Here is a 25486-nt window from a genome sequence, read left to right as displayed (position 1 = left end):
TATTCGGACACGCCCTAGTTCTTCCTACTGATATACTGTTATTTCTTATATCATGCCGTAAACCGCAATGCCTAGCAGCAGAACGACGATAAAAGGGGTTAGTAGCATTCTGAAAATGCCGATTTTTCCGTGTATGACTTGAAGCCCTAACTCCTGATCCCACGATGTTATTCCTTCTTTTTTTAATCTCCGATAGCCAATAATGTTCGCGATGATTTCCAGTATGCCAACGCCAAGTCCCATTCCCCTCAACCAGACAAGTCGGGCTCTCTTAAAGGCCAGTGATTTGGGCATTCTTGTTCCGTCGGCATCCAGAACTTTAATGTTCAATAGTTTTTTGCCAGGCGTTGTCCCCCAAAAGTACATGTACAGGGCATCCAGAAAAACGAAGGCAACCAATAGGATGAAACCTAGAAGATTGTCATTGATTTGAAGAAAACTATCAAAATCAATTAATATCCACAAAATGGAAATAAAAATCGCATGACTTAAATAATCGAAGTATCTCGCCCAGAAGCGAATCCAGGGTTTTGTCGGTTGTTGGGGCGCGAGGGGGGCTGGTTCTTGTTCTAGTTCTTGTGCCATTGAGTTGTGCTCCTTAGTCAAAGATAGGGTGAGATTCGCCTGGTACGAATGCTGGATATAATTCCAGAACCTTCTAGTTGAATATATCATGCCGATTGACCTGTGTATAGGTCGATAGTTCTATTGTTCATGCAAATCCTATCCTACTCCTAACACGCATATATATGTAGCAAAGAAACGGGAAAAGGATGGGCATGCAATGGACATGAATGAAATAAAGGACGGGATTCGTGCGCTAGCGATGGGGGCAATGGCTTCTCAGTCATCGGATGGATCGTGGCGTTTATGCCTGGACACCGGGATCTCGACGGATTGTTATTGGATCGTATTGTTGACAGCGCTCAGACGAAGGGATGACGCCTTTATCCGACCGCTGGCCGCGCGGATAGCCTCTTTGCAGCAGTCAAATGGAGCGTGGAAGCTGTATTCCGACGAGGAAGGCAGCTTGGAGGCGACGGCGGAAGCCTGTTACGCGCTGTTATGCGCAGGGTTCTATTTGGAGACGGATGTTGCGATCGAAAGGGCTAAGCAATATATTCGCTCGAAGGGAGGACTGTCTCAGGCAAAAAGCTTGCTGACGCAAGTTATTTTCTCCGCGACAGGGCAAGCAGAGTGGCCGAAGCAGTTGCGGCTGCCGCTGGAGTTGTTTTTTTCGCAGGCAGGGCTCGATCTCTTTTCATTATCGGGGCATGCTCGCGTCCATCTCATTCCGACGTTAATCATGTCGAATCTGCAGTTCTCGGCGCGCAACGAATGGATGCCGGATATGGGAGATCTGTTTGTTCGCGGAGAACGAACTTTTGCCAACGACCATACATGGATCTCGGCGCTAAATGCGTTTTTATCGGCAATTCCGTTTGACAGCTTGCCTGTCATCGGTTCGCCGAACGCGCTGGAGCAAGCTCGGCAATTTATGCTGGAGAGGCTGGAGCCGAACGGGACGCTGCTCACATATTCGACTTCGACCATTCTGATGGCATTTGCGCTTATGGCGCTGCAAGAGCCTGTCGCATCACCTCTGATGGATCGACTCCTGCACGGCGTTCTGTCACTGCAATGCTGGAATCGTGCCGGCATTCAGACAGCTTCGTCCGAGATATGGGACACCGCCATGATTAGTTACGCACTAATAGAAGCTGGTCTTCCGACTTCTGAAACCTCTACATCGCTGGAGAACGCCGCATTGTACCTTGCCAGCAGGCAGCAATCCCGTGTCGGAGATTGGATTCGAAGAAGCCCGCATACGGAGCCGGGAGGATGGGGCTTTTCGGACGTGAACACCTTCTATCCCGATGTGGACGACAGCGTAGCTGCATTGAGGACGATCCGCCCTTACTTGAGCAGGCTGCCGGATGGACGCGCCAGCTGGCAGAGGGGGTTGAACTTCGTGTTAGCCATGCGTAACGACGATGGGGGATGGCCTGCGTTCGAAAGAAGGGGGAGCTCGATAACGGACTTGTTCTTTACCTTCGACGGCAAATCCGATATCGCATCGGATCCTTCTACAGTGGATCTCAGCTGCAGGGAGCTGGAGTTTCTAGGCAAGGAGCTGGAGATGACAATCGGCCACAGTTGGGTGGACGATTCCGTTAAGTGGGTGTTGTCGCGCCAAGAGCGTGACGGAAGCTGGTATGGCAGATGGGGAATAGCTTATGTTCACGGAACGGGCATGGCGCTGCAAGGGCTGCTGGCCGTTGGGCTGGCGAAGGATCATCCGGCCGTAACGAAAGGCGTTCGCTGGCTGTTCGACATACAAAATAGCGACGGTGGCTGGGGAGAAAGCTGTGTCAGCGACGAACGGAAACGGTACGTGCCTCTAAATGCCAGCACACCGTCTCAGACGGCATGGGCGCTGAACGGACTGATAGCAGCGCACGACAAGCCGACTTCGGAGATGGAGCGGGGGGTGGAGGCGTTGCTGCGAGTTTTGCGAGCGGGAGACTGGACATCTGTCTACCCGACGGGAGCGATGTTGCCAGGCAGCATGTATGCCCATTATCCAAGTAACAATGTCAGTTGGCCGTTGCTTGCGCTGTCTGCGTATGTGAACAAATTCGACGAATAGAGTTATTGGAGGTGCTGGCCGCTGACGTTGTGCGGCCAGCACTCCACCCGCACCTGCACCCGCACCCGCACCTACAGTTACACCTACACCTACACCTACTCTTATCACTTCGTACGCGGAAAGCTACTCGATGATTGTGCAAATATGCTCAATTTTTCTCCCGAATTCAGCTGATCGTGAAAGAATTATACCAAAATACACAATTTTAGATAGCTGAAGAGGTATTTTAGCTTGCTGCTATTGAATTTTATGTATTTTTGTACAATTTTACTGTTTACCGCTGGTCTACCCATGAAATTTGTGTATATTTGTACAAATTTCCTTTGTTGCTTCCTGAAAGCCTCCTGAAAGCCTCCTGAAAGCCTACCGAATACTTAATGAATACCTACTGGATCTTACTGTATCCCTTAGGCACAAAGCTGAATAGCAACATGCACAGTTTTGTACAAATGTTGCCGTGAAATTAGTGTGTAAATGTACAAATCTATGCCACCAACTATTCAGCGACTCTTATCTGAGCGCAAATAATGCATGAGGCTTCATCACGTACTTCACCACGTATTTGCCATTTGGGACCGTGACGGAAGTAAACAAACCGTGATCGCATAATGAACGCAGTGCCTTGACGGCTGTACGCCGGTCGATTCCGACGTGTTTGGCAACATCGGCAACCCGCAGGGGTCGAGCGAGCGTATAGGCGAGCCGAATCGTCTCGCGTTCGGCCAGCGAGCAGATTGTCACAGGTGTAGCCGATGCCTCGAATCGGCTTAATACCATGCGTAGCAAGGTTACGCACAGCTCCGGGCGTTGCGCCACATCGTCGTAAGCGAAGGAAATAACGTGATAGCCGATAGAGGTAAGGAAAGTTTCCCGATTGAGCTCGTTGCAATACTTTTGTCGGTCCATGTTTTTGACGTGGGGGCCGAAGCCTTTTATTTCTATGACAATCTTCTCCTTGCCCGTCATATACACAAAATCGCAAAAGTACGAGTAACCGCGCCAATCCAGCACCTCGTACTCCGGATGGAGACCAAGAAAGTTACCCCGGAGCGGCCACCATACCTGCTTGCAAAACAGCGTTTCCGCTTCCAGATGTCCACGCTCCAGTCTTCCTCTTCGCTCCCCGGCCCGTCTTTCCAAATGCCGCTGGATAAACGCTTCGTGTTCCTTCTCAAACGTCATCGTGATCTTCTCCTCTCATTTTTACGGTAATGCAAGTTTCAGCAAAAACATCATGAAGCCGTCAACAAACGCCGCGATGTGCTACGCGCATGTTGCATTCACGCAAAAAAAGAACGCGCAAATCAACCTGGCAGTCAGGTGGATTCAAGCGTTCTTCGCCGAAGGCGGACGAATGTCAGTTGCATGGTTTCCAAGCAGTTTATATGTCGTCAGCTTCATTTTATAAGCAGTGTACCAAATAAAATACGAGCAGCTTACTGCCCGTTAAGGCACCATATTACCTGCAGCTTTGTAGATGCCGTACCATTCCTGGCGCGTCAGCGGAATGTCGGAGCCTTTGCAGGAATCCTTGAGACGGCCGACGTTCGTCGTGCCCAGCACGACCTGGATATTCGCCGGATGACGGGTAATCCAAGCCACGGCAATCGCCGTGTTGGTGACGTCGTATTTGGCCGCGAGCGTATCGATATACTCGTTAAGCTCCTTGTAGTTCTCCAAATCGCCGAGGAACGGACCTTTGAAGAATCCTTGCTGGAATGGCGACCAGGCTTGGACCGTAATATCGTGAAGACGGCTGTAGTCGAGAATGCCTCCATCACGGTTGACGGACTGGTCGATATTCATGTTCAGCGCAATGCCGGAGTCGACAAGCGGCGTATGCGCGATGCTGAATTGCAGCTGGTTGGCGACGATCGGCTGTTTTACGAATTTTTTGAGCAGCTCGATCTGCAACGGCGAATGGTTGGAGACGCCGAAATGACGGACCTTGCCGCTCGCTTGCAGGCTGTCGAAGGCTTCGGCGACTTCTTCCGGCTCCACGAGCGCGTCGGGACGGTGCAGCAGCAGAATGTCCAAATAATCCGTGTTTAGACGCCCAAGAATACCATCGACGGAAGCAAGGATATGCTCCTTGGAGAAGTCGAAATAGCCGCCGCGAATGCCGCATTTGCTTTGGATGATCATCTTTTCGCGAAGGTTTGCGTTCATGCCAATCGCCTTGGAGAAATGTGTCTCGCATTCGCCGCCGCCATAGATATCCGCATGGTCGAAGAAATTGACGCCCTCTTCCATCGAGGTGCGAATGAGCGTTTCGGTGTCTTGCAGGGACATACCCTTAATGCGCATGCAGCCGAGCACAATATTGGAGGCGGTTAGATCCGTGCCTGCTATTGGAATCATTTTCATAGTAAGGTTGGCTCCTCTCGAGAATAGGTTCTACAACAACATACAAGATAGAGTGGACTCTAGGTCAATACGTCCAGAATATATTGGACAAAAAAATCTGGTGCTGTTCTGCAAAGCCGCAATCTGATGTTTGTTCCTTGCAAGCATTGACAATCCCGGGAGGTTGGCGTAACCTCTAGACATTTAGTATATATGTATTGCCTTGGAAAGCGGGTATGAATCATGACGTATTCGATATCTCAAGCGGCCGAAAAAACGGGGCTGTCCATCCATACCATTCGATATTATGACAAAGAAGGTCTGCTGCCATTCATCGACCGCCGCAATGGGACACGCATTTTCAGCGAGCAGGACATCGACTGGATCGATCTCATCTGTTGCCTTAAGCAGACGCGTATGCCAATCAAGGATTTGCGCAGCCTGATCCAGCATTGCACCGACAATGACGCAGTGCTCGAGAAGGGGATGGAAATTTTACTTAAGCATAGGGAGATGGTCGAATCGCAGCTGGTGGAGCTCCAGAACAGTCTGAAGACGATCAATTACAAAATTAAGCATCTCCCCCGCATGTATCAGGAACGGTTCGCGAAGGAGCTGCCGCTGCAAAAATAGTCGCGATCAGGAGGCGGAAGCCGACGCTGGCGTAAAGGGTCGGCTTGTTGGCCGACCCTTCGCGAATGCCACGTGTGCGGCTATGCCGCTAATTCCAACCTTCGCATCTTACCGGCTATGCTTAAGGGTCAGCGTTGCGCCTGTCACGCTTACATAGGAGGCAGACAGCGGCTGCTCGGAAAATACGGGAGCATTGGCCTGCCTGTTCTCCACAAATGCGCTGAGCGTCGTCAAGCCGTTCGCCCCGGCTTCCCGGATGGAGATCGCTTCTACGACGACGCCATTGCTGCCGCTTTCAATCGACTCGATCTCGCAGCGATCAGGTCTGGACGTCAGGCGGAACGGCTTCATCAAGTGGATGGCGAGCATCGCTTGTCCGACGATGCCATACACGGCGCGAGCATCCGCAATCCATTCTCCCGGCGGCAACACGCCTACTAGAGATTGACGGGCTTCTTCCGGAGAGGTAGGCTGGTACAAGGCAATAAGCACATTGCGGTCCAGCGCGATCTCCTCTGCTTCGCCGCTATGGCGCAGCTTGTCGCCAGCTTTGGCAGCAGGCAGGACGAAGTAAGCTTGGTTGACGGTACCATCGGTCACAGGAAACGTCACATCCCAGCGATGCTGCTCGTTGTCGAATTCGACCGCTCGCTCCAGCATACCGCCAAGCGCAAACGTTTCGTCCATATAGAGGATGCTATGTCGGCGTTCGCCGGACGGTTCAAGCGCGGAAGCGGGATAGTCGCGTCGCAATTGATAGGGATAGGAACGTTTCAACGCGGATTGCCTGATGTAATCCGGGATCTCGTAACCCAGCAGCCCGGCATATTCCGGACGATGAACCGTTTCCGGCAGCGGGAAATCGCCGAATTGCACATAATCGAACGCCGCGCAGCGGTCGGCAGGCGCATCCGGCGGCAACGAACGCGAATGCGGCCCCGCCCACGCCCCGTGGAAATAATAATCGGCACGTTCCTGCCACAACCATTCCAGCAGAGACTGGATGTCAGCTTTGACAGCAGGGTCACGGACAATTTCCCAAGCGGCGGCATAAGCTTGCGTCCAGTGCCAGAACCATGGCAGGATGCCGTATTCCGACATGCCGTAGGTCTTCAGCTGCGTCAAAGTGGATCGTACGCGGGCCGCTCCTTCTCGAAGCAATTCCGAATCTTCAAGTACGGTGCCTAGTAGAAGGGCCGCAGCGGTATGTTTCGCTTCATGATGGTTATACGTTCTTAGCGGCGCGGCATAGTAACGAGAACGATACATATGCTGGGTGGATTGCGAAAGCTCGGAGCGAAGCTCCGGCGTCAAATCCATTTTATGCTTTTCGTGGAAGAAAGTAAGGAGACAACAAATGATCTCGACAGGCAGCTTGTTGATCGGCGCCTGCGCAGGATCGTCTCCGAGGTTCAGCGGCCAATGACCGTAAGTAGCGCTGGCCGGATCGCGGTCTTGCAGACGCAAGACTTTCGTCAGTACGGAAGAAGCCAGATCAAGGGCAGACGATTGCTCAAGCGCGAGGGTCTGGCCTTCGCTTGCAGCAGAGTACAGATAAGAAGCATAATAGAAGTTGTCGCGGATGTCTCCATGGAACCACAGTCCGCTGGGAAGCAGGGGCGTGGCACAGGCACGGTCCGCTATCAGCTTTCTAAGCTGCTGCTGGCGTTGCTGTTTTGTAGTCATCGTGTGATCCATCCTTCCGATCGTTTCATAGATTCTACCCTATTTGAACTACTCTATTATACCATTCCATTCGAGGAGAGCGAGCATATGAAACCAAACAAGTATTCTGCAACCGTATTCAACCAACTGCGTTCTACGACGCTGCCGCAAGAAGCTATTGCCATCTGGTCATTGGGACAAGAGGGATTTCTGGTCAAATGGAAGGAAACTACCGTCCTCTTTGATCCGTACCTATCCGATTGGGTTTACGAACTTGCCGGCGATCCTTGGCAGAGAGCTTTCAAGACGCCGTTGTTGCCCTCGGAGTGTCTAGACGTGGACTATGTCGTCTGCTCGCATCACCATGAGGATCATATGGACAAGCTTACCTTGCAGGAAATAGCCCGATCGAACAAAACGAAGTTCATCGTCCCCAAAGCTCACTTGGGCCTAATGATGGAATGGGGAGTCGCCGAGGAGCAGTTGATCGGGATTTCGCATGGAGATAACCTGCAACTGGCGGAGGGCGTATCGATTGCCGCACACGCAGCGAAACACGAGGATTTTGAAACGGATGGGGCAGGTGAGCATTTCTACTTAAGTTATGTCGCTACGCTGGGGGAGATCAAGCTGCTGCATGCCGGGGATACCATTGGCTTTACGGAGCTGGAGGATTGGCTGAAGCCGCAAGAGATCGACGTCGCGCTGCTGCCGATCAACGGTCGCGATTATGTCCGGGGCCGCAAAGGCATCGTCGGCAACATGAACTACAGGGAGGCTACCGAGCTCAGCGCCGCGATCGGCGCAAGGCTGACCGTGCCGATGCATTACGGATTGTTCGCTCATAATGACGAGAATCCGGCTTATTTCGTCGATTATATGTACAAACATTATCCAAGTTCGAGCTTCCATATGTTCGCGCCGGGCGAGCGATTCGTTTATTTGAAGTAGCGAAATACGGCTATCGACGCGCTTCGATTCCTATACATTAAAAAATCACGTTGTTGCTCTCCTGCACCAGGCAGACGGGGGCATACAACGTGATTTTTCTTTTATCCTGATAGGACAGCCGATCGTCGTTTGAACCGAAAGGCCGGGTTATTATACCGGCATCGCCTTCCAGACCATCAGAGCCGCGCCGGTCGCGACGGCGTCTTCCTTGAGCACGCCCTTGGAAAACACGGGCACGTATTCCGGATTATGATAGGCGTTGCTTCGGGCAACCTCCGTCGCTGTCTGGAAGAAGCGCTCATGCGAGGTTACCAGCGTGCCGCCGAGGACAATCGTCTGAGGGTGGAACAGGTTGATCACATTGGACAAGCCGATGCCAAAATATCTCGCAGAGCGAAGGAACAGCTCCGATACGTAGGCGCTGTCTCTCGCCAGCTCCCGGAGCAGCGTATCGTAGCCGATACGCTCGGCAGGGAGATGGTACATATTCGTCAGGTCGCCGCGGCCCATCTTGGCATCCGAGCGTGCCTGCTTCTCCAGCGCCTGGACGGAGACAAATGCCTCCAGCGCCCCGTAGTTGCCTTCTTCGTTAAGGCGCGGCCCGTCGGTCTGAATAATCATCTGTCCGATGGAGCCTTCCATATCCACGGAGCCGTAGACGATTCGGCCGTAGGACATCATCGCGGAGCGCATGCTTATTCCTGCATGCACATAGACCATGTGCTCGATGCCTTCGTGCCGCAGCGCCCAGTGTTCGCCGATCAGCGCGGTGTTCGCTCCGTTATCCAGCATGGCGGCTATCCCCGTCGCTTGTTCGATCAAGCTGCAGATGGGCACGTTGCTCCAGCCCTTTGCAGGGAAGTACAGCGGGTTCAATATGATGCCTTCCTCGCGGTTCAACGGTCCGACGGCGCCGATGCCGATACCGATGATCCGGGACTCCGTCAAGCCATGATCGGTCAACAGCACCCGGATTCGCCCCGCGACATACTTTACGAATTGTTCCGGCGTCATATCCTCATCCATTCGCCAGCGGACGAAAGACTTGGGATTCATGTCCATGTCGAACAAACCAAGCGTGGAGTAAAAACGCGAAATTTCCAGTCCAAAAACATAACCGTAGGTTCCGTTAATTTTATAGAGTATGGGCTTTCTTCCGCCGCTGGAAGGGCCGAATCCGGATTCCTCGATCAAACCGTCGCCCAGCAGCTCTTCCAGCAGGCGATTCATCGTGCTCGAAGTCAACGAATAGCTTGGAAGCAAATCGGCTTTGGAGACGATGCCCTGATGCGCAATATGTTGATACACCGTTTGTTTCACGGATTGTTTTGCGGTTTGTCCATCTGTCCTCATCCCAACTTCTCCTATTCCTTTATACACCTTTAATATTCATCATAGCTTAAAAGAAGGGTGGTTGCTAGAATCTATACAAGTATATCCACTTATTTGCAAAATGATAAAAACTTCAACAAATCCTCAGTATTCCTCTCTGGATAATGACAAGAAATCAATGATTCTTCCTATATTTGACCCTATCACAAATACTTATAGCCCTTTTCATAAAAACTTAATTCCAAATTGAAAAAAAGATGCTATACTAGTTCTATAGAGTTTGGAACGGAAAGCTTGATTGCATAAACGGCATTGATTTTCAGATGACATCATGGGGGGACGGCAGAAGATGACGGAGACAGGGAAAACTATCTGGCAGTTGTTCACAACGTTTCTGAGAATAGCTCCGGCGACCTTCGGAGGCGGCTTTGCGGTCATGCCGGCGATGGAGAAGGAAGTTGTGGAGAAACGCAAATGGATGGACAGCGAGGATATTGGAGATGTATTCGCTGTTGCGCAATCCATTCCAGGCGCGGTTGCGATTAATTCCGCTACTTTCATCGGATACCGGATCGCCGGTATTCGTGGAGCGTTAGCCGCTATGATAGGGATGCTGCTGCCAACGTTCTGTATTATCGTTGTGCTGTCTTATGTATTTCTGCAGGTGAAGGACAATCCCAAGATTGAAGCGGCATTTCTGTCGATCAGGGCTACGATCGTGGCGCTAATCGCGTATGCAGCCATCAAATACGGTAAAAAGGCGCTCGTCGACAAAGCATCGGCCGTACTTATCGGGGTCACCGTGCTGCTGCTGTTCGTAGGTGGTTCCTTGATCCATCCGCTTCTGATCATTGCTGGCGGCGCTGCCGCGGGAATCGTGATTCAGGCCATTAAAGCGAAGCTGGGACAAGAGCGAAGCAAAGAGTTGCGGCAGGAGCGAAGCGGCAAGGTGCAGGAGCAAATATTTGATTATATGATCTAGGCAATAAAGGTTGGGAACATGCACTAACATGGGAGAGGCGATGAGGATGATTCTGCTGGAGCTGTTTCTGACGTTCTTACTGGTCGGTTTCATAGCTTTCGGTGGCGGATATGCCATGATTCCGATTATCCAGCAAGAAGTCGTCGAACGGCATGGCTGGATGAACGTGACGGAGTTTACCGATATGATCGGAGTGGCGGGGATGTCGCCTGGACCGATCGCTACAAATATTGCCATATTCGTCGGCATGCAGCAAGCGGGTATTGCTGGAGCGATCATTGCCGCAATTGGCATGGTGCTGCCATCTTTGGTCATTATCGTGGCGGTAGGAACGATATTTTTCCGGATTCATCAGAACAAGTGGGTCCAGTCGTCGCTATACGGGTTGCGTTCCGTTATTACAGGACTTATTCTATATGCAGCGGTTGTATTTGCGGTGCGTAACGAGCTTGTGACGTCGATATCATGGTTTACGCTTAGCCAGCTCCTGATCTTCGCGGGTTCGCTTGCGGCGTTGCTGCTGCTTCGCAAACATCCATTAACGATTCTTATTATATCCGGATTAATCGGTATTGCCTTATATAGCTAAATATTGTAGCAAGCAAGGGGGAATAGGATCTTGAATGAAGACAAACTGCCATCCTGCTGCGCGGCTTCGCGCGATGGGATCCATATAGAGACGAAACCGTCGGCGGCAAGCGGTCTCATCAAGCTGGAACGGTGGAAAAAGGAGTCGGATAACCCCGTCCTGCTGCATGACGATCTGGTCCTCATTCCGGAAGGCCGCTTTCTGATGGGAACGGACACAAGGGAGGGTTTCCCTAATGACGGGGAGGGCCCGGTACGACAGGTGGGGTTGAAATCGTTCCGCATGTCGCCGTATGCCGTTACGAATGCCCAGTTCAGCCAATTCGTAGAAGCTACGGGGTATCGCACGGAAGCCGAGGTTTTCGGCTGGTCATTCGTGTTCCATCTGCTGGTGTCGGAGGAGACAGGCAGGAAGGTGAAGACGGTGCCGCAAGGAGTGCCGTGGTGGCTTGTTGTGGAGGGAGCATACTGGGCGGCGCCTGAAGGTCCTGATTCGTCGATCGAGGACCGGATGGATCATCCCGTCGTTCATATCTCATGGAACGATGCCAATGCCTATTGCCGCTTCGCCGGAGTCCGTCTGCCCAGCGAAGCGGAATGGGAATATGCGGCAAGAGGCGGTCTCGAGGGAAAGACGTATCCTTGGGGCGATCTGCTGAAGCAGGACGATCAGCATCAATGCAACATTTGGCAGGGGAAATTTCCTGTGAAGAACAACGCAAGCGACGGTTATGTCGGTACTGCGCCTGTCCATTCGTACAAGCCCAATGGTTATGGTCTGTACCAGATGTCCGGCAACGTATGGGAATGGTGCGCGGATTGGTTCTCTCCGGATTATCACAGGACGACATCAGACGTTAATCCGTTATACGGCAAGCAGACCGCCAGCCGATCCATGCGCGGCGGCTCCTATCTCTGCCATCGTTCTTACTGCAACCGCTACAGGGTGGCAGCTCGAAGCTCCAATACGCCCGACAGCTCGACGGGCAATTGCGGCTTCAGGGTCGTGCGCGACGTCTAACGCACACTGTTCATTGTTAAACCTCTCTTACGCGAGACTGCGGAAGAGAGGTTTTTTCGTTTTATAGGAAATGATGAAACTACTCCTTCCGTCGATAATCGGAAGGACTAACGCCGAACATCGCGGTAAATTGCTTCGTGAAATAGAAAGGGCTTTGAAAGCCGACCTGGCCGGCAATCTCGGACACTAGCGAAGGGGTATGCTTCAGCAGCCTAGCGGCATGCTTGAGCCGCAGCTTAAGCAGCGTCTCCAAAACGGAGTCCCCCGTTTGTTCCTTGAACAAATGCGAGAAGCGGGACGGCGAAAGCGCCACGCGGCTGGCCAAGGCCGGAATGGCGTGAGCAACGTTCAGGTTGTCGATCATATAATTCAGCGTATCGGCGATCCGTTCATCCAGCCGTTGATCCGTCGTAACCGCGTGCTGGGCCAGATGAATAAGCACTTCCTCCAACGCGTTAAGGGATAGCAGCTCGGCATGGCGTCCCGTATGCCGGTTTTCGCGAACCAGCCGAAGAAAAGCGCTTTTCATTCGCATGAAGGTTGAAGATGTGCCCAAGGAGAAAGTCATGATGCGACTCCCGTTCTGCGGCATGCGCAGAAGCTCAAGCCAGCGAAGCTCCGGGATAAAATGAACCCAAACAAAATCCCAATAGCCATGCTCGGGCGCGTAGTAATGATGGGGCGTTCCCGGCGGAATCAGTATAATATCTCCATCCGCAGGCCTAATGACCTCATCTCCCAGGCGGTATTCGCCCACGCCGCCCACCGTCAACGTCAGCAGCCAATCGCGAGTCCCTTCCGGTCGGATGACCTCGTATCCATACGTCTCTTGGAAGTGGCCGGAGACCAGGACGCCGGGCGGAGGAGTGAAAGTCGTTGCAGCAGGATTGTTATGGTTATCGACCATTATCGTTATTCCCCCTCTTGGTTCGAAATTCTATAATGAAACCATGAAGAAAGCAATATCGAATTGACAATCATGGATCCGCAAACGGAGGGGAAGAGATATGGAGAAGCAGGTTCGTATATTAAGCGAAGAGCAAATGCGGCAATTTGTAGAGGAAGGTTATGTTATTGTGAAAGGGCTGTTCCAGCCGGAAGAGCTCGCCGAAATATCGGATACATTTGAGAGAATCGGTCAGAATCCAGTGCCTGGATTTTTTGAACCCGATATGGAGGCAGGGACGGAAGATCCGCTGAAGCGATACCCGCGCGTCATGCAACCGCACCGGTTCAACGATACCGCGAAGAAGTATATGCTTCATGCGCCTGTTATGGCGGTGCTGCGAGAGCTGTACGGCGAGGAAGCGTTAGCCGCGCAAAGCATGTTCTACTACAAGCCGCCAGGTTCGAGAGGTCAGGCGCTGCATCAAGACAACTTCTACCTGCAAGTGGAGCCGGGCAATTGCATAGCCGCATGGACCGCAGTGGACGCTGCGGACATGGAGAACGGCGGACTGCTGGTTGTGCCGCGCACGGGGGAGCATGAGATCAGTTGTCCGGAGCTTGCGGATTCTGGGGAATCGTTTACAACCCATTATGTAAAGCCGCCCAAAGACCGGGCTGTCGTACCGGCGGTTATGGATCCGGGCGATGTTCTATTTTTTAATGGCAACCTGATACACGGTTCCTACCGGAACAAGACGAAGGACAGATTCCGCAGAGCGTTTATCTGCCATTACGCCAATGCATCCGCGTCCCGTATAAGCGGCTTTTACCGTCCGTTGTTCCGCGAGGACGGCACTTCCGTCGATCTTGAGTTAAACGATGACGGCGGACCTTGCGGCGTGGAATTCGACAAAGCTTATCCGCACTAATCGTACGATTGCGAAAAAGGAGGACTTACAGTGAGATTGCGCACGTATCAATCGCTGTGGGGTATGGAAGGAACGCTGACGGAGAAGCTGGAAGCGGCCAAAGCAGCCGGTCATGACGGCGTCGAGACGGTGCTGCCGTCCGCGGACGAGGAAACGCTATTTAAAGAAACGCTGGAACGGCTCGATCTGCGGTTTATCGCGCAAATCCATACATTCGGCGATCATCTCGCAAGTTTCGGCGAGATGGTAGAGCGGGCGGCTGATTTCCGTCCCGTTCTCATCAACGCCCAAAGCGCAAGAGACAGCATGAGCGAGTCCGAGCAAGATGCCTTTTACGAAGGCGCGTTAAGGATCGAGAAGCAATTCGGCATACCGGTCGGTCATGAGACGCATCGCAGCAGACCTTTGTTCACTCCATGGACGACGGCCCGGTTGCTCCGCCAATTCCCCGAGTTGAAAATTACAGCGGATTTCAGCCATTGGGTAAACGTCTGCGAATCGCATCTGCAGGATCAGGAGGAGAATCTGTCTCTCGCGATAGAGAGAACGGTTCATATCCACGGAAGGATCGGATACCCCCAAGGCCCGCAGGTGCCTCATCCCGCGGCAGAAGCTTTCCAGGGGGAGCTGGAGCTGTTTAGCGGCTGGTGGCGCCGTATGCTGCTGCTACGCAAAGAGCGGGGGGAAGCATTCGCGACATTTACCGCGGAGTTCGGTCCTCCGGGTTATATGCCGATCCATCATGAAACGGGTGCTCCCGTTGCCGATCTGCAGGAAGTGAATGGCTGGATGACAACCTATATGAAGCAACTCTACAAAGCTTGGAGCCTCGGAGAGGATCATAGCAAGGCGCCATCCTAGACAATCAGTGAAATATAATAAGCCCCGCCTGGCGCTAACGCCGGGCGGGGCTTACGGCCGTGGAGTTTGTTACTTCATCTCCGCCAGCCAATTCGTAAGATTAATCAGTTCTTCTTCCGTAATCTTGCCTTCGAAAGATGGCATTCCGCCGCTTTTGCCTTTTAGTACGGTCTTGTAGATCTCTTCTTTGCTTCTCAAGCTGCCGATATTCGCAAGCGCAGGACCCATAGCGCCTTGGTACTGATCGCCGTGACATCCCATGCAGTTGCTCTTGTAAAACGCTTCGGCAGTTGCAGCATCCACAGGCGTATCGGGAACGGTAAACTGCTCCTCAGCTACGTGCTCCTCTTTCTCCGGGAGATTAAACGTGAGCAGGTATACGGCCAACAGGCCAGCTACTCCGAGCAATGTTGCCATAATCCACTTATGCATGCCCCATAACCTCCTTCCCTGACAGGCTCACCTAAATTCAGATTCTAGCACTTATTAGCTATTTTTTCAAGAAGCAGCATGGACTATACACAGCCAGGGAATAAGGTTTTTTAATTTGTCAAACATTGTTCATATTTGACCCGTTTCATGAAAGAAAACCGCCGTCAGCCCAGGCTGATCGACGGTTTTCCATGAGCGGGCGGGAAGGCTTAAAAGATTATTGTCCGATCCCTTTATCCTTTTTGAATTGCTCCCATTGCGCATTGATTTCGTTGTCGAACTTCTCTTGACCGGATGCGACCAGCTTGGCCCGATATTCCGGCAATACTTTGGCCGGATCGACGGATCCGGATTCCAGCGCGACGCGATATTCGTTGTTGATGGCCGTAATATTGGCCACTTCCGCCTTCATGTTTTCTTCGTTGACGCCGAAGCCGCTGGATGCAGGGACGATGGCGCTATCGTTGAGCTCGATCGTTTTTTCCCAAGTGTCGGGTGCTTGACCCGGCTTTAAGTAAGCATTGAACTGGTTTCCGAATACCCAGTCGCCGTTAGGCGCATAACCGGAATCCTTGATCGGCTCGATGAACTTGTCGTCGATTTTCGTATAATGTTTGCCTTCGATGCCGTTGCAGATCAGATTGTACAAGTAGGGGTCCGTGTTGAGCAGATTAATGAGCATAAGGGCGCGTTCCGCGTTTTTGGAACCTTTATTAATGACATGCATGGCGCTGGCAATTCCCGTGAAGTAGCTGTCCGCGATCGGCGCGTAGACGACTTCGTTGCCGCCATTTACGGCCATTTCGCCAACCTCGCCGCCTGGCTTGGAGGTAAATTCAAGGCCGACGGCTACGTTGCCTTTAGCCTTGAGATCGTTAATGTTTTGGATGATAGGCGCATCTTCATTAATATAACCCGCTTGATACCAGGCGCGCATCGTATTATAATAGTCCGTTTTGCTGTCAAGCGCTTCCAGACCGCTCACCATCTTTAACATCGGATCGTCTTTTTTGTACGTCACGGACATGCCCTCGCCAACCTCGTCGCGGTTAGCGTACAGTCCCCACGAGTTCTGTGCAAGACCAAGCGGGATGATGTCCGGTTCGTTCTCCTTGAGCTGCTTCAGGAACGGCTCGATATCCTTGTAGGTTTGAATGGAAGCCAGGTCCAAGCTGTATTTGTCGACAAAACGTTTCTGAATGACCAAGCTTTTGGTTTTGGCGGCGACCTGATAGATCGGGAAGCCGTATACCTTGCCGTCGACGGCGTTCATGTCCGGCCAGAATTTGTCCGGTATATTGGCGCGGGCTTCCTTGGCATACGTGTTGATCATGTCTTCGGTAATCTCGAGATAGGCGCCGCGGTCGATGTACGGCTGATAATTGCCGAGCCAGCCTTTGGAGCTCCAAGCGATGTCGAAGTTTTCGCCCGCGGCGAGCATGGCGTTAAGCTTCGGCTCGTACTCGTCGAACGTAAGCGGTCTCAAGTCGACGGTGGCGTTGATTTTTTCTTTCAGATATTTGTTGATTTCATCATTGACCAGCTTCTGATCCGGACCCGGATTCGAGGCTACGGGATAGATGAAAGTCAGCTTCGCTTCAGGCAGGGACGGCATCTCCGAGGCGGCTGAGGTGGGATCGGTGCCGGCGCTTGGCGCATTCGTTGCTGCGGGAGCGTTGTTCGTATTGGAGCAGGCGGCCATTAAGCCTAAGCTGAGGACGAGAGGAACCCATTTGCTCCAGACGGTCGTTTTTTCTTTTTTCACGTTGAACCCTCCAATGTATGTTTTTCTATATTTGGCACAATAGTCGTCCCTTATCCTTTCAAGGAACCTACTGTAATACCCTTCACGAAATACTTCTGAAAGAAAGGAAAGATGACAAGCATGGGACCGCCGGCGAGAATAGCCATAGCCATTCGGACGGACATGGTCGGGAAGTTCGCGAAGGCCAGCTTGTCGGCCACCTGGGCCAGAGGCGAGTTCGCAAGAAACTCGATCTGCGTCAGGATGCGAACAAGCAGAAGTTGCAGCGGCACGAACCGGTCATTGTCGATGAACAGCAGCGCGTTGTACCATTCATTCCAATAGCCGAAGGAAATGAATAACCCTAATGTGGCCAGAGCCGGCGTGGACAAGGGCAGAATGATCGTAAAGAAGATCCGGGTTTCCCTGGCGCCGTCCACTTTGGCGGATTCGATGATCTCTTTGCCGATCTTGTCGAGGAACCCCTTCATGATCATGATATTGAACGGACTTAGAAGGGCCGGGATGATAAGGGCCATAAGCGAGTTCTTTAGATGCAGATATTGCGTCATAAGAATGTAGAACGGAATCAAGCCGCCGTTGAACAGCATCGTAAAAAAAATATAAAACGTAATCGGCCGGTTGTAACGGAAGTCGCGGCGCGAGATGGGGTAGGCGGTCATCGCCGTCAGCAGGAGCGAAATAACCGTTCCGATGACGGTTATCATAATGGTGACCAAGTAACCGCGGATCAGCGGATCCGGCTGTGCGAACGTGATGCGATACGCTTCCAGCGACCATTCCTTAGGAATGAACTGGTAGCCGTTTTGCACAAGGCTGTTCTCCGAGGTCAAGGAGATAACAACGACCAGGATGAACGGCAGGGCGATCATCAAGCACAGAATCGTCAAAAATAGATTGATGCAGCCGTTCATGATGTTGAATCGTTTGGCGGTAGGCATCGCTGTGTTGCTCCTTTCTTAAAATAGTGCGCTGTCCCGGTCGATGCGGCGCACGATGAAGTTGGCCGTGATGACGGTAACGAATCCGACAACCGATTGCAGGAAGCCGACGGCTGCCGCGGAGTTAATGTCTCCGAGCTTCGTGAGCGCCCGATAGACGTAGGTGTCGATAATATCCGTAGTCGGGAAGTTCGGTCCGACGTTGTTAGGCACGAAGTAATGCAAGCCAAAGTCGCCTCTAAAGATGTTGCCGAGCCCCAGGATAAACAAAATAATGATAAGCGGCTTCAGAAGCGGCAGGGTGATGCGCCACATCATCTGAATGCGGGAAGCGCCGTCGAGCCTCGCGGCTTCGTAATATTCGGTGCTGATGCCGGTAATGCCGGCATAATACACGAGAGTCGAAAAGCCGATTCCCTTCCATAAGGCGACGATCGGCAAGATAAATATCCATGGCGTCGTCTCCAGATACCACTTGTGCGGATCCATCCCGAACCAGGCAAGCATGGTGTTGAGGTAACCCGCCTTATGATCGAGGAATGCGGAGGTAATATATCCGACGAGTACGAACGAGATGAAGTAGGGCAGAAACAACGCGGTTTGATAAATTTTGACCAGCTTCCCGTGCAACTCGTTCAGCAGCAAAGCAAGCAGCAAGGCGGCAACGGTTCCGAGAATGATATACGTCACGTTATACAGCAAGGTGTTGCGAATAATGCGGAAGGCATCCTGGGCTTTGAACAGAAACTCGAAGTTGTCGAGTCCGACCCACTTGCTTCCAAAGATGCCTTGGTCGTACCTGAAGTACTTGAAGGCGAGAATGAGTCCGACCATCGGGATATAAGCGATTACGAGCTTATATAGAATGCCCGGCAAGGAGAGTGCTAGCAGCTCCCGATTTTTGATTATCAGCTTCCATTCCTTGTACAGCCGGTTGGCCACTTTAGGATCTCCTCCGTCCTTTGTATCGATTGGTGTGCGGCGTCGTCGCTGAAGCCATCTTGCCACGGGAAGAGGCGGGCTGAATAGAATAGAGTTTGCGAATAGCTGTATTGCCGAAGTGTACAATTTTCGATTCTCTGCAATTCCGCAGGAAATACAGTGACGGCTCGGATTCAAGAGACTTTATGACAGCAAAAAAGACCTTCCGCGGCCGATTGCCGGCCGGGAAGGTCCGAGTAACAGGAGCTGCTTCGTTATCGCTTGCGGTCAGGTTAACGATTTTTTCATCCGGTATTCTTTCGGCGTGGTGCCGACCTTGCCCTTAAAGAGGCGGAAGAAGTAGCTTTGATTCGCGTAGCCGCATTTGTCCATAATTTCCGAGATCGTATAGCTGTCTCCCTCCAGAAGCTTCTGTGCATGGTTAAGACGCACCTCGTTCATGTATTCCGTAATGGACATGTTGTAGCTTTCCTTAAACAGCTTGCCGATATAAGCGGAAGACAGCTTGACCGTGCTCGCGATAGACTGCTGACTAAGATTGATGTCGGTGAAACGCTGCTCGATCAGCTCCTTTACCGTCTCTAGCATCATCTCGTTGCGCTCCATATTGGCGGGGCGTTGCCCTTCGCAAATTTGGCTGCATACCGAGAGGAGGGAGAGATACATCTCCGTAAGCGTCTCCTTCTCTTGCAGGAGCTGATGCAGGTTCTCCATATCGATCGTAAAGGCGACAATTCGATTGTCATTGATTTCTCCCGCTACGTTTTTCAGTTGGAAGGCCAGGTTGGATACGGCACGAATCATGTCATCGTAATTGTAGCCCGCGATTAGGGAAAACGCCTTCTCCAATTCGCCTCCGGCGTTCGTCAAGTGACCTTTCTTGAGCGCTTCGGTCAGCTTTCGCGTCACGCCATCAGGGAGATCGGACTGCTTGCCGGTCAGATTGTCGCGCACATCCTCTGACGAGATGATGGACTTGTGACCTTTAACGAGCTTGTATTGGCACAAGCGCAGCGCCTGCGCATACGCCGAGGAGAGCGAAGGGAACTGCGAGATAGGGTCGCTGATGCCGCTAGTTAGCGACAGACCGTAATACCGGTCGATTGTATCTTGTACCTCGCGCAGCATGCCTTTGACGCCCTCGATTGCAGCAGCATCTTCTTGCCGCACTTTGGACAAAATGAGTACGAAGTGATCGCCTCGCATCTCTGCCGCTTCGCAAGGGTATGACTTGCCCATGATCTCGGCAGCGATATTAACGATCGCGAAGTTGTAGAGCAGCTTGGACGCGTTGCTGACCTTGCCGTCGTAAGCGGCGAAGTGATCGAACTTCAGCACGCAGACCAGCAGACCGTCCATGGCTTTAATGTTAAGATTATGTTTTTCGATCAGATGCTGCATATCGGCATGGGAGAACAGAAGACTATCGGTAAGAAACCTTCTGACATAATATTTGCTTACGATCTGCTCGGAGCTGATCTCTTTGAGCTGGTCCGACAGCTGCTTCACATTTTCGCTCATGAGACCAAGCTCGTCGCCGGCAGCCGGCTCGTTTTTTCGATTGGTCGCAGCCAGATAAGGCCTGATTTGCTTAAGCATGTTTTCGATTGGATTATAGAGCTTATAGGACAACCCGATCGATACGGCGATGGCGAAAAGCAGGAAAATGCCGGAAATCGCCAGCGATCCGTTGCGCGATTTGGTTACTTCCGACATAAGCTGTTTATAGTCCTGTATATACAGAATTGTCCAGGCTCCCAGGCTGTCATCCATATACGTAACCATGCTTTTCCTGTCCGCAACCTCTCCGATGACGAATCCCAAAGTCGTTCCGCCCTGCGCTACCTTGTCCGTATGAACGAGTTGCGTCAGCCTGCTCTGATTCTCCTCGCCCGTGTAGCTTGCGCCGGCATCGGATGTCAACAGGGAGCCGTCCTCCGTTTGAATATAGACTTCTCCGAGGTCGCGCCCGCTCGTTACGTTCATCTTCTTTAGACTGTCGAATACCCAATCCGACTTAATGAACAGGATAATAGCCGATTGCGTTTCTGAAAACGATTTCAATGAATCGGTGACAATAAATGCGAACGTATCGATCCGGTTTACGCTGCCGTTAAGACTCATGGGAATAAGTCGGTTGGTGGGATGCGGCCGGTCGTTGATCAGCGCTTTCCGAATACGCTCCTTCGTTATGCCCCCGTCCAGCATAAAGTTGACGCTGGTGCCGTACAGCTCCGATTGCGACTTGTTGTAGATGACCATGGAATCCAGGAACGAGGTGCTCTCCATAATATTGGCCATCTGCCTGTGGCCCCTGATGAGATCCATCTTGGGCAATTCCGTGCTGAACATAAGCGGGATCAGGAAGTTGTCGCGGTAAACGAAATTGGAAAGTCTGGAGATCATGTCGTTCATGTAAGCCAGATTATAGCGAATTTGAGACAGCACCTTAAGGTTGGAGTCTTCCTGGATGCGCTTGACGGTTCTCTCCAGCATATAAGTGTTGGTGATCGAAGACACGACCAGAACAAGCACCATCGTCGTCACGATGGACAGCATAACCCGCTGCAAGTACTTTTTGGACTTATAGAAGCCGAACACGACTTTCATGGTATTCAAGCCCCCCGAGCATAGGATGAGTAGGTCGTTACATCACACGGGATAAGACTGCCTGGGACCGAATTCGCCGAGCGCAATGTCCTGCCAGCCAACCGAATAGGCCGGAGATTCGGCTTGCAGCCGAAAATCGCCGGCGGCTCGGTCGACGAACAGGGGATCGCAGCATAGAGAAGCGGCATCGTAGCTGCCCTCCCTGAGAGTGCGCCATTGCGACCATTCGTAAACGTTCCGTCCCAGTTCGTCGGGACCTTTTGGCGCAAGAGGAAGTTCTCCGGCAATTCGGCAAGGCTCTCCGTTCCGCCAATACAGATTTCGGTCGGCGGAAGCGAACCGTTCGTCGGCGTAATTGACAAAATAATAAAGGTTTCCCGAATTATAAACGATATTGGAAGCGATTTCGATATCTTTATTTTGCTCTCCGGCCATTTCCTGCGAGCCGATGCCCGAGATCGCCATGGGATTATCGACAAGCAGGTTGTTGAAGATGCGATTGCCGATCCCCTTGGAGAAGATCAACATCCACAGTTTCCCTTGACCTGTGCTGTATAAACCTCGAATGACGTTATTGCAGACGGTAAAGTCGTCTGCCGCATCGTCGAGATAGATGCCGAATCCAAAAGAGAAATGAATGCCGCTGTCATGAAGGTCGTTGTTCGTAATGATATTGCCCCGTCCGACGCCCCAAGCCTCGATCATGCCTCCGTCCTGGCTGTCTTCCATCACGCTTGAGATATCGTTGCCCGCAATGAGATTCTCCCGCGTGTGGAGGAAGTCCCAGTGATTATCCCAGGTTACCGTTAAGCCGTACAATTCGGCGGGCATCTCGCCGTACCGCAGCCCTTTCATGGAAATCCCGTATCTCGGCATATGGGAGATGCGGTTATGCGCGATCAAGTTATGTCCGCTTTGGTAGAGCAAGATGCCGCAGCCATGGCCGACAAGCTCGCCGCCATGCTCGATGTAATTGTTCGTAATGGCATGATGGCCGTTCCGGTCGGCTGCAGCGGGGCCGGAAAACGCACCTTCGCCCGGCGCATATCCGCTAAGGCTAATGCCGATATGCCCAAAGCTTGCAATGATGTTGCCGTCCATTCTGATGCCGGCTGCATCCCTGTCGAGATAGATGCCGCAGCTTCCCGATTGCAGCAGCCTGCAGCGTTCGATCCGTATATTCGCCGCGTTTCTCATATAGATGAGTCCTTCGCGATGCTCATTCCGCTCTACGTTATTCTCCATCATGCGGTATTCCGGGAAAAAATCCGTACCCGAAAACGTCAGATCGGAGAAGGTGATCCCCGATACGGGAAGTTCGGGACTGGAGCCCTGTATTTGCAATATTCGCCTTATTGCCGGCGCAATGATCGTCTGTTCATTGGGATCCGCGCCGCTGTCCGCCGGCCAATAATACACGTATCTTTGAGTTTCGTCGATGCAGAATTGGCCCGGTGCCCTCAAAAATGCAAGCGAGCCCTGAATATAAAATCTCGAACCTTCGCCGATCGGCCAGGAAGCGGGACTGCCGAAGGAGAGGTATCGGTTGGCTGAGTTGTAATGAACGGCTGTTTTCGTCTCCGAAAACCAGTTCCATTCTCCTTCCCCGGGCCATACAAAGACGGACAAGCGGCAATCGCCTGCAGGGATCTCCGGAGCTTCGCCTTCTTTGAACGTGATGCCTAGGCTATGATCGTGTAGGGGGGTGATTGGAGTATCCGTCTCATAATAGCCAACAGACGGCAGGCGTGCTTGAAGGACGCGACGACCATCCGCATACAAAGTCGAAGGAACGTAGCCGAGATCATAGGACGCTCGCCAAATCCCGTCTTCCATCCGCTCCCACCCCGTAACGGCTTTGCCGCCCGTAATGACGACCTCTTCTCCCGGATAGGCGCGGTAAGTGACGGGACATTCCGGAGTGCCGGAATCTCTTTCGTCAAGCGATAACGGTTCTGACCGTTCATAACAACCGCCCCGAATATAAACGGTAACAGGTTTGAGCAGTCCGGCTGCGGTAAGGTTTCGTATTTCTTGCACGGCGCGATCCAAACTTCCGAACGGCTCTTTCACAGTACCGTTTCCGTCCCGGTCGCTGCCATCCGTCGCCACGTAGATCGTCCTGGTCATACGATCGCATTCCCCCTTTGATCTGTCTCTTCAACTATAGTTATATATGGCGTTATGGCGGGCTGCAAGAGTATTCCAATAATGTACACTGAATCTGTTTTTTCACAGTAGACCCGCTTGGGGCCCGAGGTTGGAGGGCATTGACTAGTCGATGGGTGATTTGAGCGAAAGAGTGAACTTAATCGATTGGAAGGGAGTGGAGTGAAAGCGGGAGAAGGGCTTTCGAGCGCTTGCCGTAGAATTTGCGATTAAATGTCAAGTTGAGGCTCGATCCGGGGACATTCGACAAAACTTCTTATCGGATGACAAATGATGTCCGTTTACGAATCCGCCCGACGTTAGTATAATGAACTCGGGTACATACCAATGTTGGGCGGAAAGAGGGTAATGATATGGTAGAAAGCAACAGTAGAGCAGTCGTGCTCGATGTTTGCGATATCCTCGACCGGCTTGGCATCAGCTGGGAGTCCATCGCGCATCTGATCGAAGTCGGCAAGGAACCCGCTAGTAGCCTGTCCGATCCGAATGTGCAGCTCGCTCAGAACGAATGAAAGCAATGAAACGCTGCGTCTCGTCCGGCGTTAGCTTGCGACCGTCTATGGTCAGCTCGTAACGGCTTTCAATTTGATCGTCGGCCAACTCGACGCGGTTTAAAAATTCCGTTATATGATGTTCGGGGTCGGTTGCCACATGCTGCGTACGGCCCATAAGATCGTCAAATGACACTCGGAACAAATTGGCCATCTTCGTCAAAATCTCGAAGTCCGGCTCCCTGCGATCCGTCTCGTAATGGGACAGGGACGCTCTCGTAATGCCCAACAGCCCGGCCAGCGTCTCCTGGTTCATTCCCCTCTTTTTGCGGAGCTCCGCGATTCTCTTTCCGTATCTTGCCATCTGCATTGGCTCCTCCTTAGTCCGCGAGACCCATGTCGTTGCCATTTATTATAGCAGAAAATGATACAAAAGGTATATTATTGTCCACTTTCTGTCCGCAAAATTAATTTTTGAGTGTCTCTATCGCTCTGCCGCTAGCCCTCATCCATTAACCCCGTTGCCAGACATAATCGATAAAAATAGTGTGCCCCCTTGACTTGATTCCGAAGTCGATGATCTAAATAATCGCTTGCCTCGCGGGCGATTCGAAGCGCATTTCCGATATGATTATGGTTAAGCTGGACCATGACCTCGCGAATGACGTCCAGCGGGTGATTAGCCGCACGGAGCGTTCGAATAATGGAGATTTGCCGGACATGTATGCCGGTCATGCAGCGATATCCGTTATCCTCGCTGCGAGGAATCTCCAATAATCCTTCCTTCTCCCAATGGCGAATTGCGGTGCTGGGCACGCCTGTAAGCTCCGACGCTTCGCTGATCGTCATTTTGCCGCGCCCGCCTCTCCGGTCAGCCTCGGACAAGTCTTCCTTCTCCAGCAGTTCAATCGTTCTCTCGGCAATTACTTTGTCCTCGTGAAGCGATGCCTGGCATTTGTTGATCAGCCACATCGCCTCGTGCATACGTTTCTGGATGATAAGCGACATCGCTTGCCTTACCGTATCCATACCGTAGCCGGGATACATGGCGCGAATGCAAGCGAAGTAGGCGTAATGTTCGTCCGTATAGAGCCGATATCCGCTCGGCGACCGTTCGGGCGGAGGGACGATCCCCCAGCTCTCGTAGTGCCTCAGCGCGCTTGTGCTAATTTGGAGGCTTTTGGCGATTTGCAGCGGCTTCCAGATCCTGATTTGTCCCATCAAGCTCACCCTTTCTATTCGCCGTCGTCGAACCTTCATTTAATACCTTAAAGTAACATGACGGATTGA

Annotated in this window: 23 protein-coding genes; 9 read left to right on the top strand and 14 right to left on the bottom strand. The window is 52.1% G+C overall.

Annotated elements, in window-relative coordinates:
- Positions 1–45: 45 nt before the first annotated feature.
- Entirely contained in the window at positions 46–585 is a 540-nt protein-coding gene (locus KJW29_RS13425; RefSeq protein WP_214630134.1) for an RDD family protein, read from the bottom strand.
- 199 nt (positions 586–784) lie between these two features.
- Between KJW29_RS13425 and KJW29_RS13420 the strand changes: the two genes are divergently transcribed.
- Complete coding sequence (locus KJW29_RS13420) at positions 785–2650, top strand: prenyltransferase/squalene oxidase repeat-containing protein (protein ID WP_246608710.1); 1866 nt, start codon at positions 785–787, stop codon at positions 2648–2650.
- A gap of 510 nt (positions 2651–3160) precedes the next feature.
- Here the strand turns inward: KJW29_RS13420 and KJW29_RS13415 are convergent.
- Together KJW29_RS13415 and KJW29_RS13410 are read right to left on the bottom strand one after the other, a co-directional pair.
- The gene (locus KJW29_RS13415; RefSeq protein ID WP_214630133.1) at positions 3161–3832 is read right to left on the bottom strand and encodes a DUF559 domain-containing protein; all 672 of its coding nucleotides are present in this window, start codon (positions 3830–3832) and stop codon (positions 3161–3163) included.
- 264 nt (positions 3833–4096) lie between these two features.
- Entirely contained in the window at positions 4097–5017 is a 921-nt protein-coding gene (locus KJW29_RS13410; protein ID WP_087570208.1) for an aldo/keto reductase, read from the bottom strand.
- 222 nt (positions 5018–5239) lie between these two features.
- On the opposite strand from KJW29_RS13410, the gene KJW29_RS13405 reads away from it, so the two are divergent.
- On the top strand, positions 5240–5629 hold the full coding sequence (locus KJW29_RS13405; protein ID WP_087570209.1) for a MerR family transcriptional regulator: 390 nt from the start codon (positions 5240–5242) through the stop codon (positions 5627–5629).
- A 108-nt stretch (positions 5630–5737) separates the two neighbouring features.
- Here the strand turns inward: KJW29_RS13405 and KJW29_RS13400 are convergent, their stop codons facing one another.
- Positions 5738–7315, bottom strand: a complete 1578-nt coding sequence (locus KJW29_RS13400; RefSeq protein ID WP_214630132.1) for a hypothetical protein — start codon at positions 7313–7315, stop codon at positions 5738–5740.
- Between the two features lie 87 nt (positions 7316–7402).
- On the opposite strand from KJW29_RS13400, the gene KJW29_RS13395 reads away from it, so the two are divergent.
- Positions 7403–8245, top strand: a complete 843-nt coding sequence (locus tag KJW29_RS13395) for an MBL fold metallo-hydrolase (RefSeq protein WP_214630131.1) — start codon at positions 7403–7405, stop codon at positions 8243–8245.
- Between the two features lie 150 nt (positions 8246–8395).
- Here KJW29_RS13395 and KJW29_RS13390 read toward each other — a convergent pair whose 3' ends face one another.
- Entirely contained in the window at positions 8396–9598 is a 1203-nt protein-coding gene (locus tag KJW29_RS13390; RefSeq protein ID WP_214630130.1) for an ROK family protein, read from the bottom strand.
- Positions 9599–9926: 328 nt separating this feature from the next.
- Between KJW29_RS13390 and KJW29_RS13385 the strand changes: the two genes are divergently transcribed.
- The 3 genes from KJW29_RS13385 (at position 9927) to KJW29_RS13375 (ending at position 12168) form a co-directional block, all read left to right on the top strand.
- On the top strand, positions 9927–10559 hold the full coding sequence (locus KJW29_RS13385) for a chromate transporter (protein ID WP_108996365.1): 633 nt from the start codon (positions 9927–9929) through the stop codon (positions 10557–10559).
- A 40-nt stretch (positions 10560–10599) separates the two neighbouring features.
- Positions 10600–11148 (top strand): chromate transporter, encoded by a 549-nt coding sequence (locus KJW29_RS13380; RefSeq protein ID WP_246608709.1) that lies wholly within the window; start codon positions 10600–10602, stop codon positions 11146–11148.
- 159 nt (positions 11149–11307) lie between these two features.
- Positions 11308–12168: a formylglycine-generating enzyme family protein gene (locus tag KJW29_RS13375; RefSeq protein ID WP_485020619.1), complete on the top strand. Its 861-nt coding sequence runs from the start codon at positions 11308–11310 to the stop codon at positions 12166–12168.
- 79 nt (positions 12169–12247) lie between these two features.
- Here the strand turns inward: KJW29_RS13375 and KJW29_RS13370 are convergent, their stop codons facing one another.
- Positions 12248–13075 (bottom strand): helix-turn-helix domain-containing protein, encoded by an 828-nt coding sequence (locus tag KJW29_RS13370; RefSeq protein ID WP_214630128.1) that lies wholly within the window; start codon positions 13073–13075, stop codon positions 12248–12250.
- Between the two features lie 100 nt (positions 13076–13175).
- On the opposite strand from KJW29_RS13370, the gene KJW29_RS13365 reads away from it, so the two are divergent.
- Together KJW29_RS13365 and KJW29_RS13360 are read left to right on the top strand one after the other, a co-directional pair.
- On the top strand, positions 13176–13985 hold the full coding sequence (locus KJW29_RS13365; RefSeq protein ID WP_214630127.1) for a phytanoyl-CoA dioxygenase family protein: 810 nt from the start codon (positions 13176–13178) through the stop codon (positions 13983–13985).
- A gap of 30 nt (positions 13986–14015) precedes the next feature.
- Complete coding sequence (locus KJW29_RS13360; RefSeq protein ID WP_214630126.1) at positions 14016–14846, top strand: sugar phosphate isomerase/epimerase family protein; 831 nt, start codon at positions 14016–14018, stop codon at positions 14844–14846.
- Positions 14847–14915: 69 nt separating this feature from the next.
- Here the strand turns inward: KJW29_RS13360 and KJW29_RS13355 are convergent, their stop codons facing one another.
- From KJW29_RS13355 to KJW29_RS13330, 6 genes are all read right to left on the bottom strand, one after another.
- Positions 14916–15278 (bottom strand): c-type cytochrome, encoded by a 363-nt coding sequence (locus KJW29_RS13355; RefSeq protein ID WP_087570219.1) that lies wholly within the window; start codon positions 15276–15278, stop codon positions 14916–14918.
- A 217-nt stretch (positions 15279–15495) separates the two neighbouring features.
- A complete protein-coding gene (locus KJW29_RS13350) occupies positions 15496–17043 on the bottom strand; it encodes an ABC transporter substrate-binding protein (protein ID WP_214630125.1) in 1548 nt (515 codons plus the stop codon).
- Between the two features lie 50 nt (positions 17044–17093).
- The gene (locus KJW29_RS13345) at positions 17094–17984 is read right to left on the bottom strand and encodes a carbohydrate ABC transporter permease (RefSeq protein ID WP_214630124.1); all 891 of its coding nucleotides are present in this window, start codon (positions 17982–17984) and stop codon (positions 17094–17096) included.
- A gap of 18 nt (positions 17985–18002) precedes the next feature.
- Positions 18003–18926 carry an ABC transporter permease subunit gene (locus tag KJW29_RS13340; RefSeq protein ID WP_246608708.1) on the bottom strand — a complete coding sequence of 308 codons (924 nt, stop codon included), beginning with the start codon at positions 18924–18926 and terminating at the stop codon, positions 18003–18005.
- A 267-nt stretch (positions 18927–19193) separates the two neighbouring features.
- Entirely contained in the window at positions 19194–21536 is a 2343-nt protein-coding gene (locus tag KJW29_RS13335) for a helix-turn-helix domain-containing protein (protein WP_214630123.1), read from the bottom strand.
- Between the two features lie 42 nt (positions 21537–21578).
- Positions 21579–23666: a right-handed parallel beta-helix repeat-containing protein gene (locus tag KJW29_RS13330; RefSeq protein WP_214630122.1), complete on the bottom strand. Its 2088-nt coding sequence runs from the start codon at positions 23664–23666 to the stop codon at positions 21579–21581.
- 392 nt (positions 23667–24058) lie between these two features.
- Here KJW29_RS13330 and KJW29_RS13325 point away from each other — a divergent pair, with 392 nt between their 5' ends.
- The gene (locus KJW29_RS13325) at positions 24059–24217 is read left to right on the top strand and encodes a hypothetical protein (RefSeq protein WP_214630121.1); all 159 of its coding nucleotides are present in this window, start codon (positions 24059–24061) and stop codon (positions 24215–24217) included.
- On the opposite strand, the gene KJW29_RS13320 is transcribed toward KJW29_RS13325, so the two are convergent.
- Both KJW29_RS13320 and KJW29_RS13315 read right to left on the bottom strand, forming a co-directional pair.
- On the bottom strand, positions 24171–24560 hold the full coding sequence (locus KJW29_RS13320; protein WP_214630120.1) for a helix-turn-helix domain-containing protein: 390 nt from the start codon (positions 24558–24560) through the stop codon (positions 24171–24173). The genes KJW29_RS13325 and KJW29_RS13320 overlap by 47 nt on opposite strands.
- 134 nt (positions 24561–24694) lie before the next feature.
- Complete coding sequence (locus KJW29_RS13315) at positions 24695–25417, bottom strand: MerR family transcriptional regulator (protein WP_214630119.1); 723 nt, start codon at positions 25415–25417, stop codon at positions 24695–24697.
- Positions 25418–25486: the final 69 nt, after the last annotated feature.

This window comes from Paenibacillus agaridevorans (assembly GCF_018604145.1).
GTDB classification, from domain to species: Bacteria; Bacillota; Bacilli; order Paenibacillales; family Paenibacillaceae; genus Pristimantibacillus; species Pristimantibacillus agaridevorans.
This window is presented reverse-complemented; position numbering and strand designations above follow the sequence as displayed.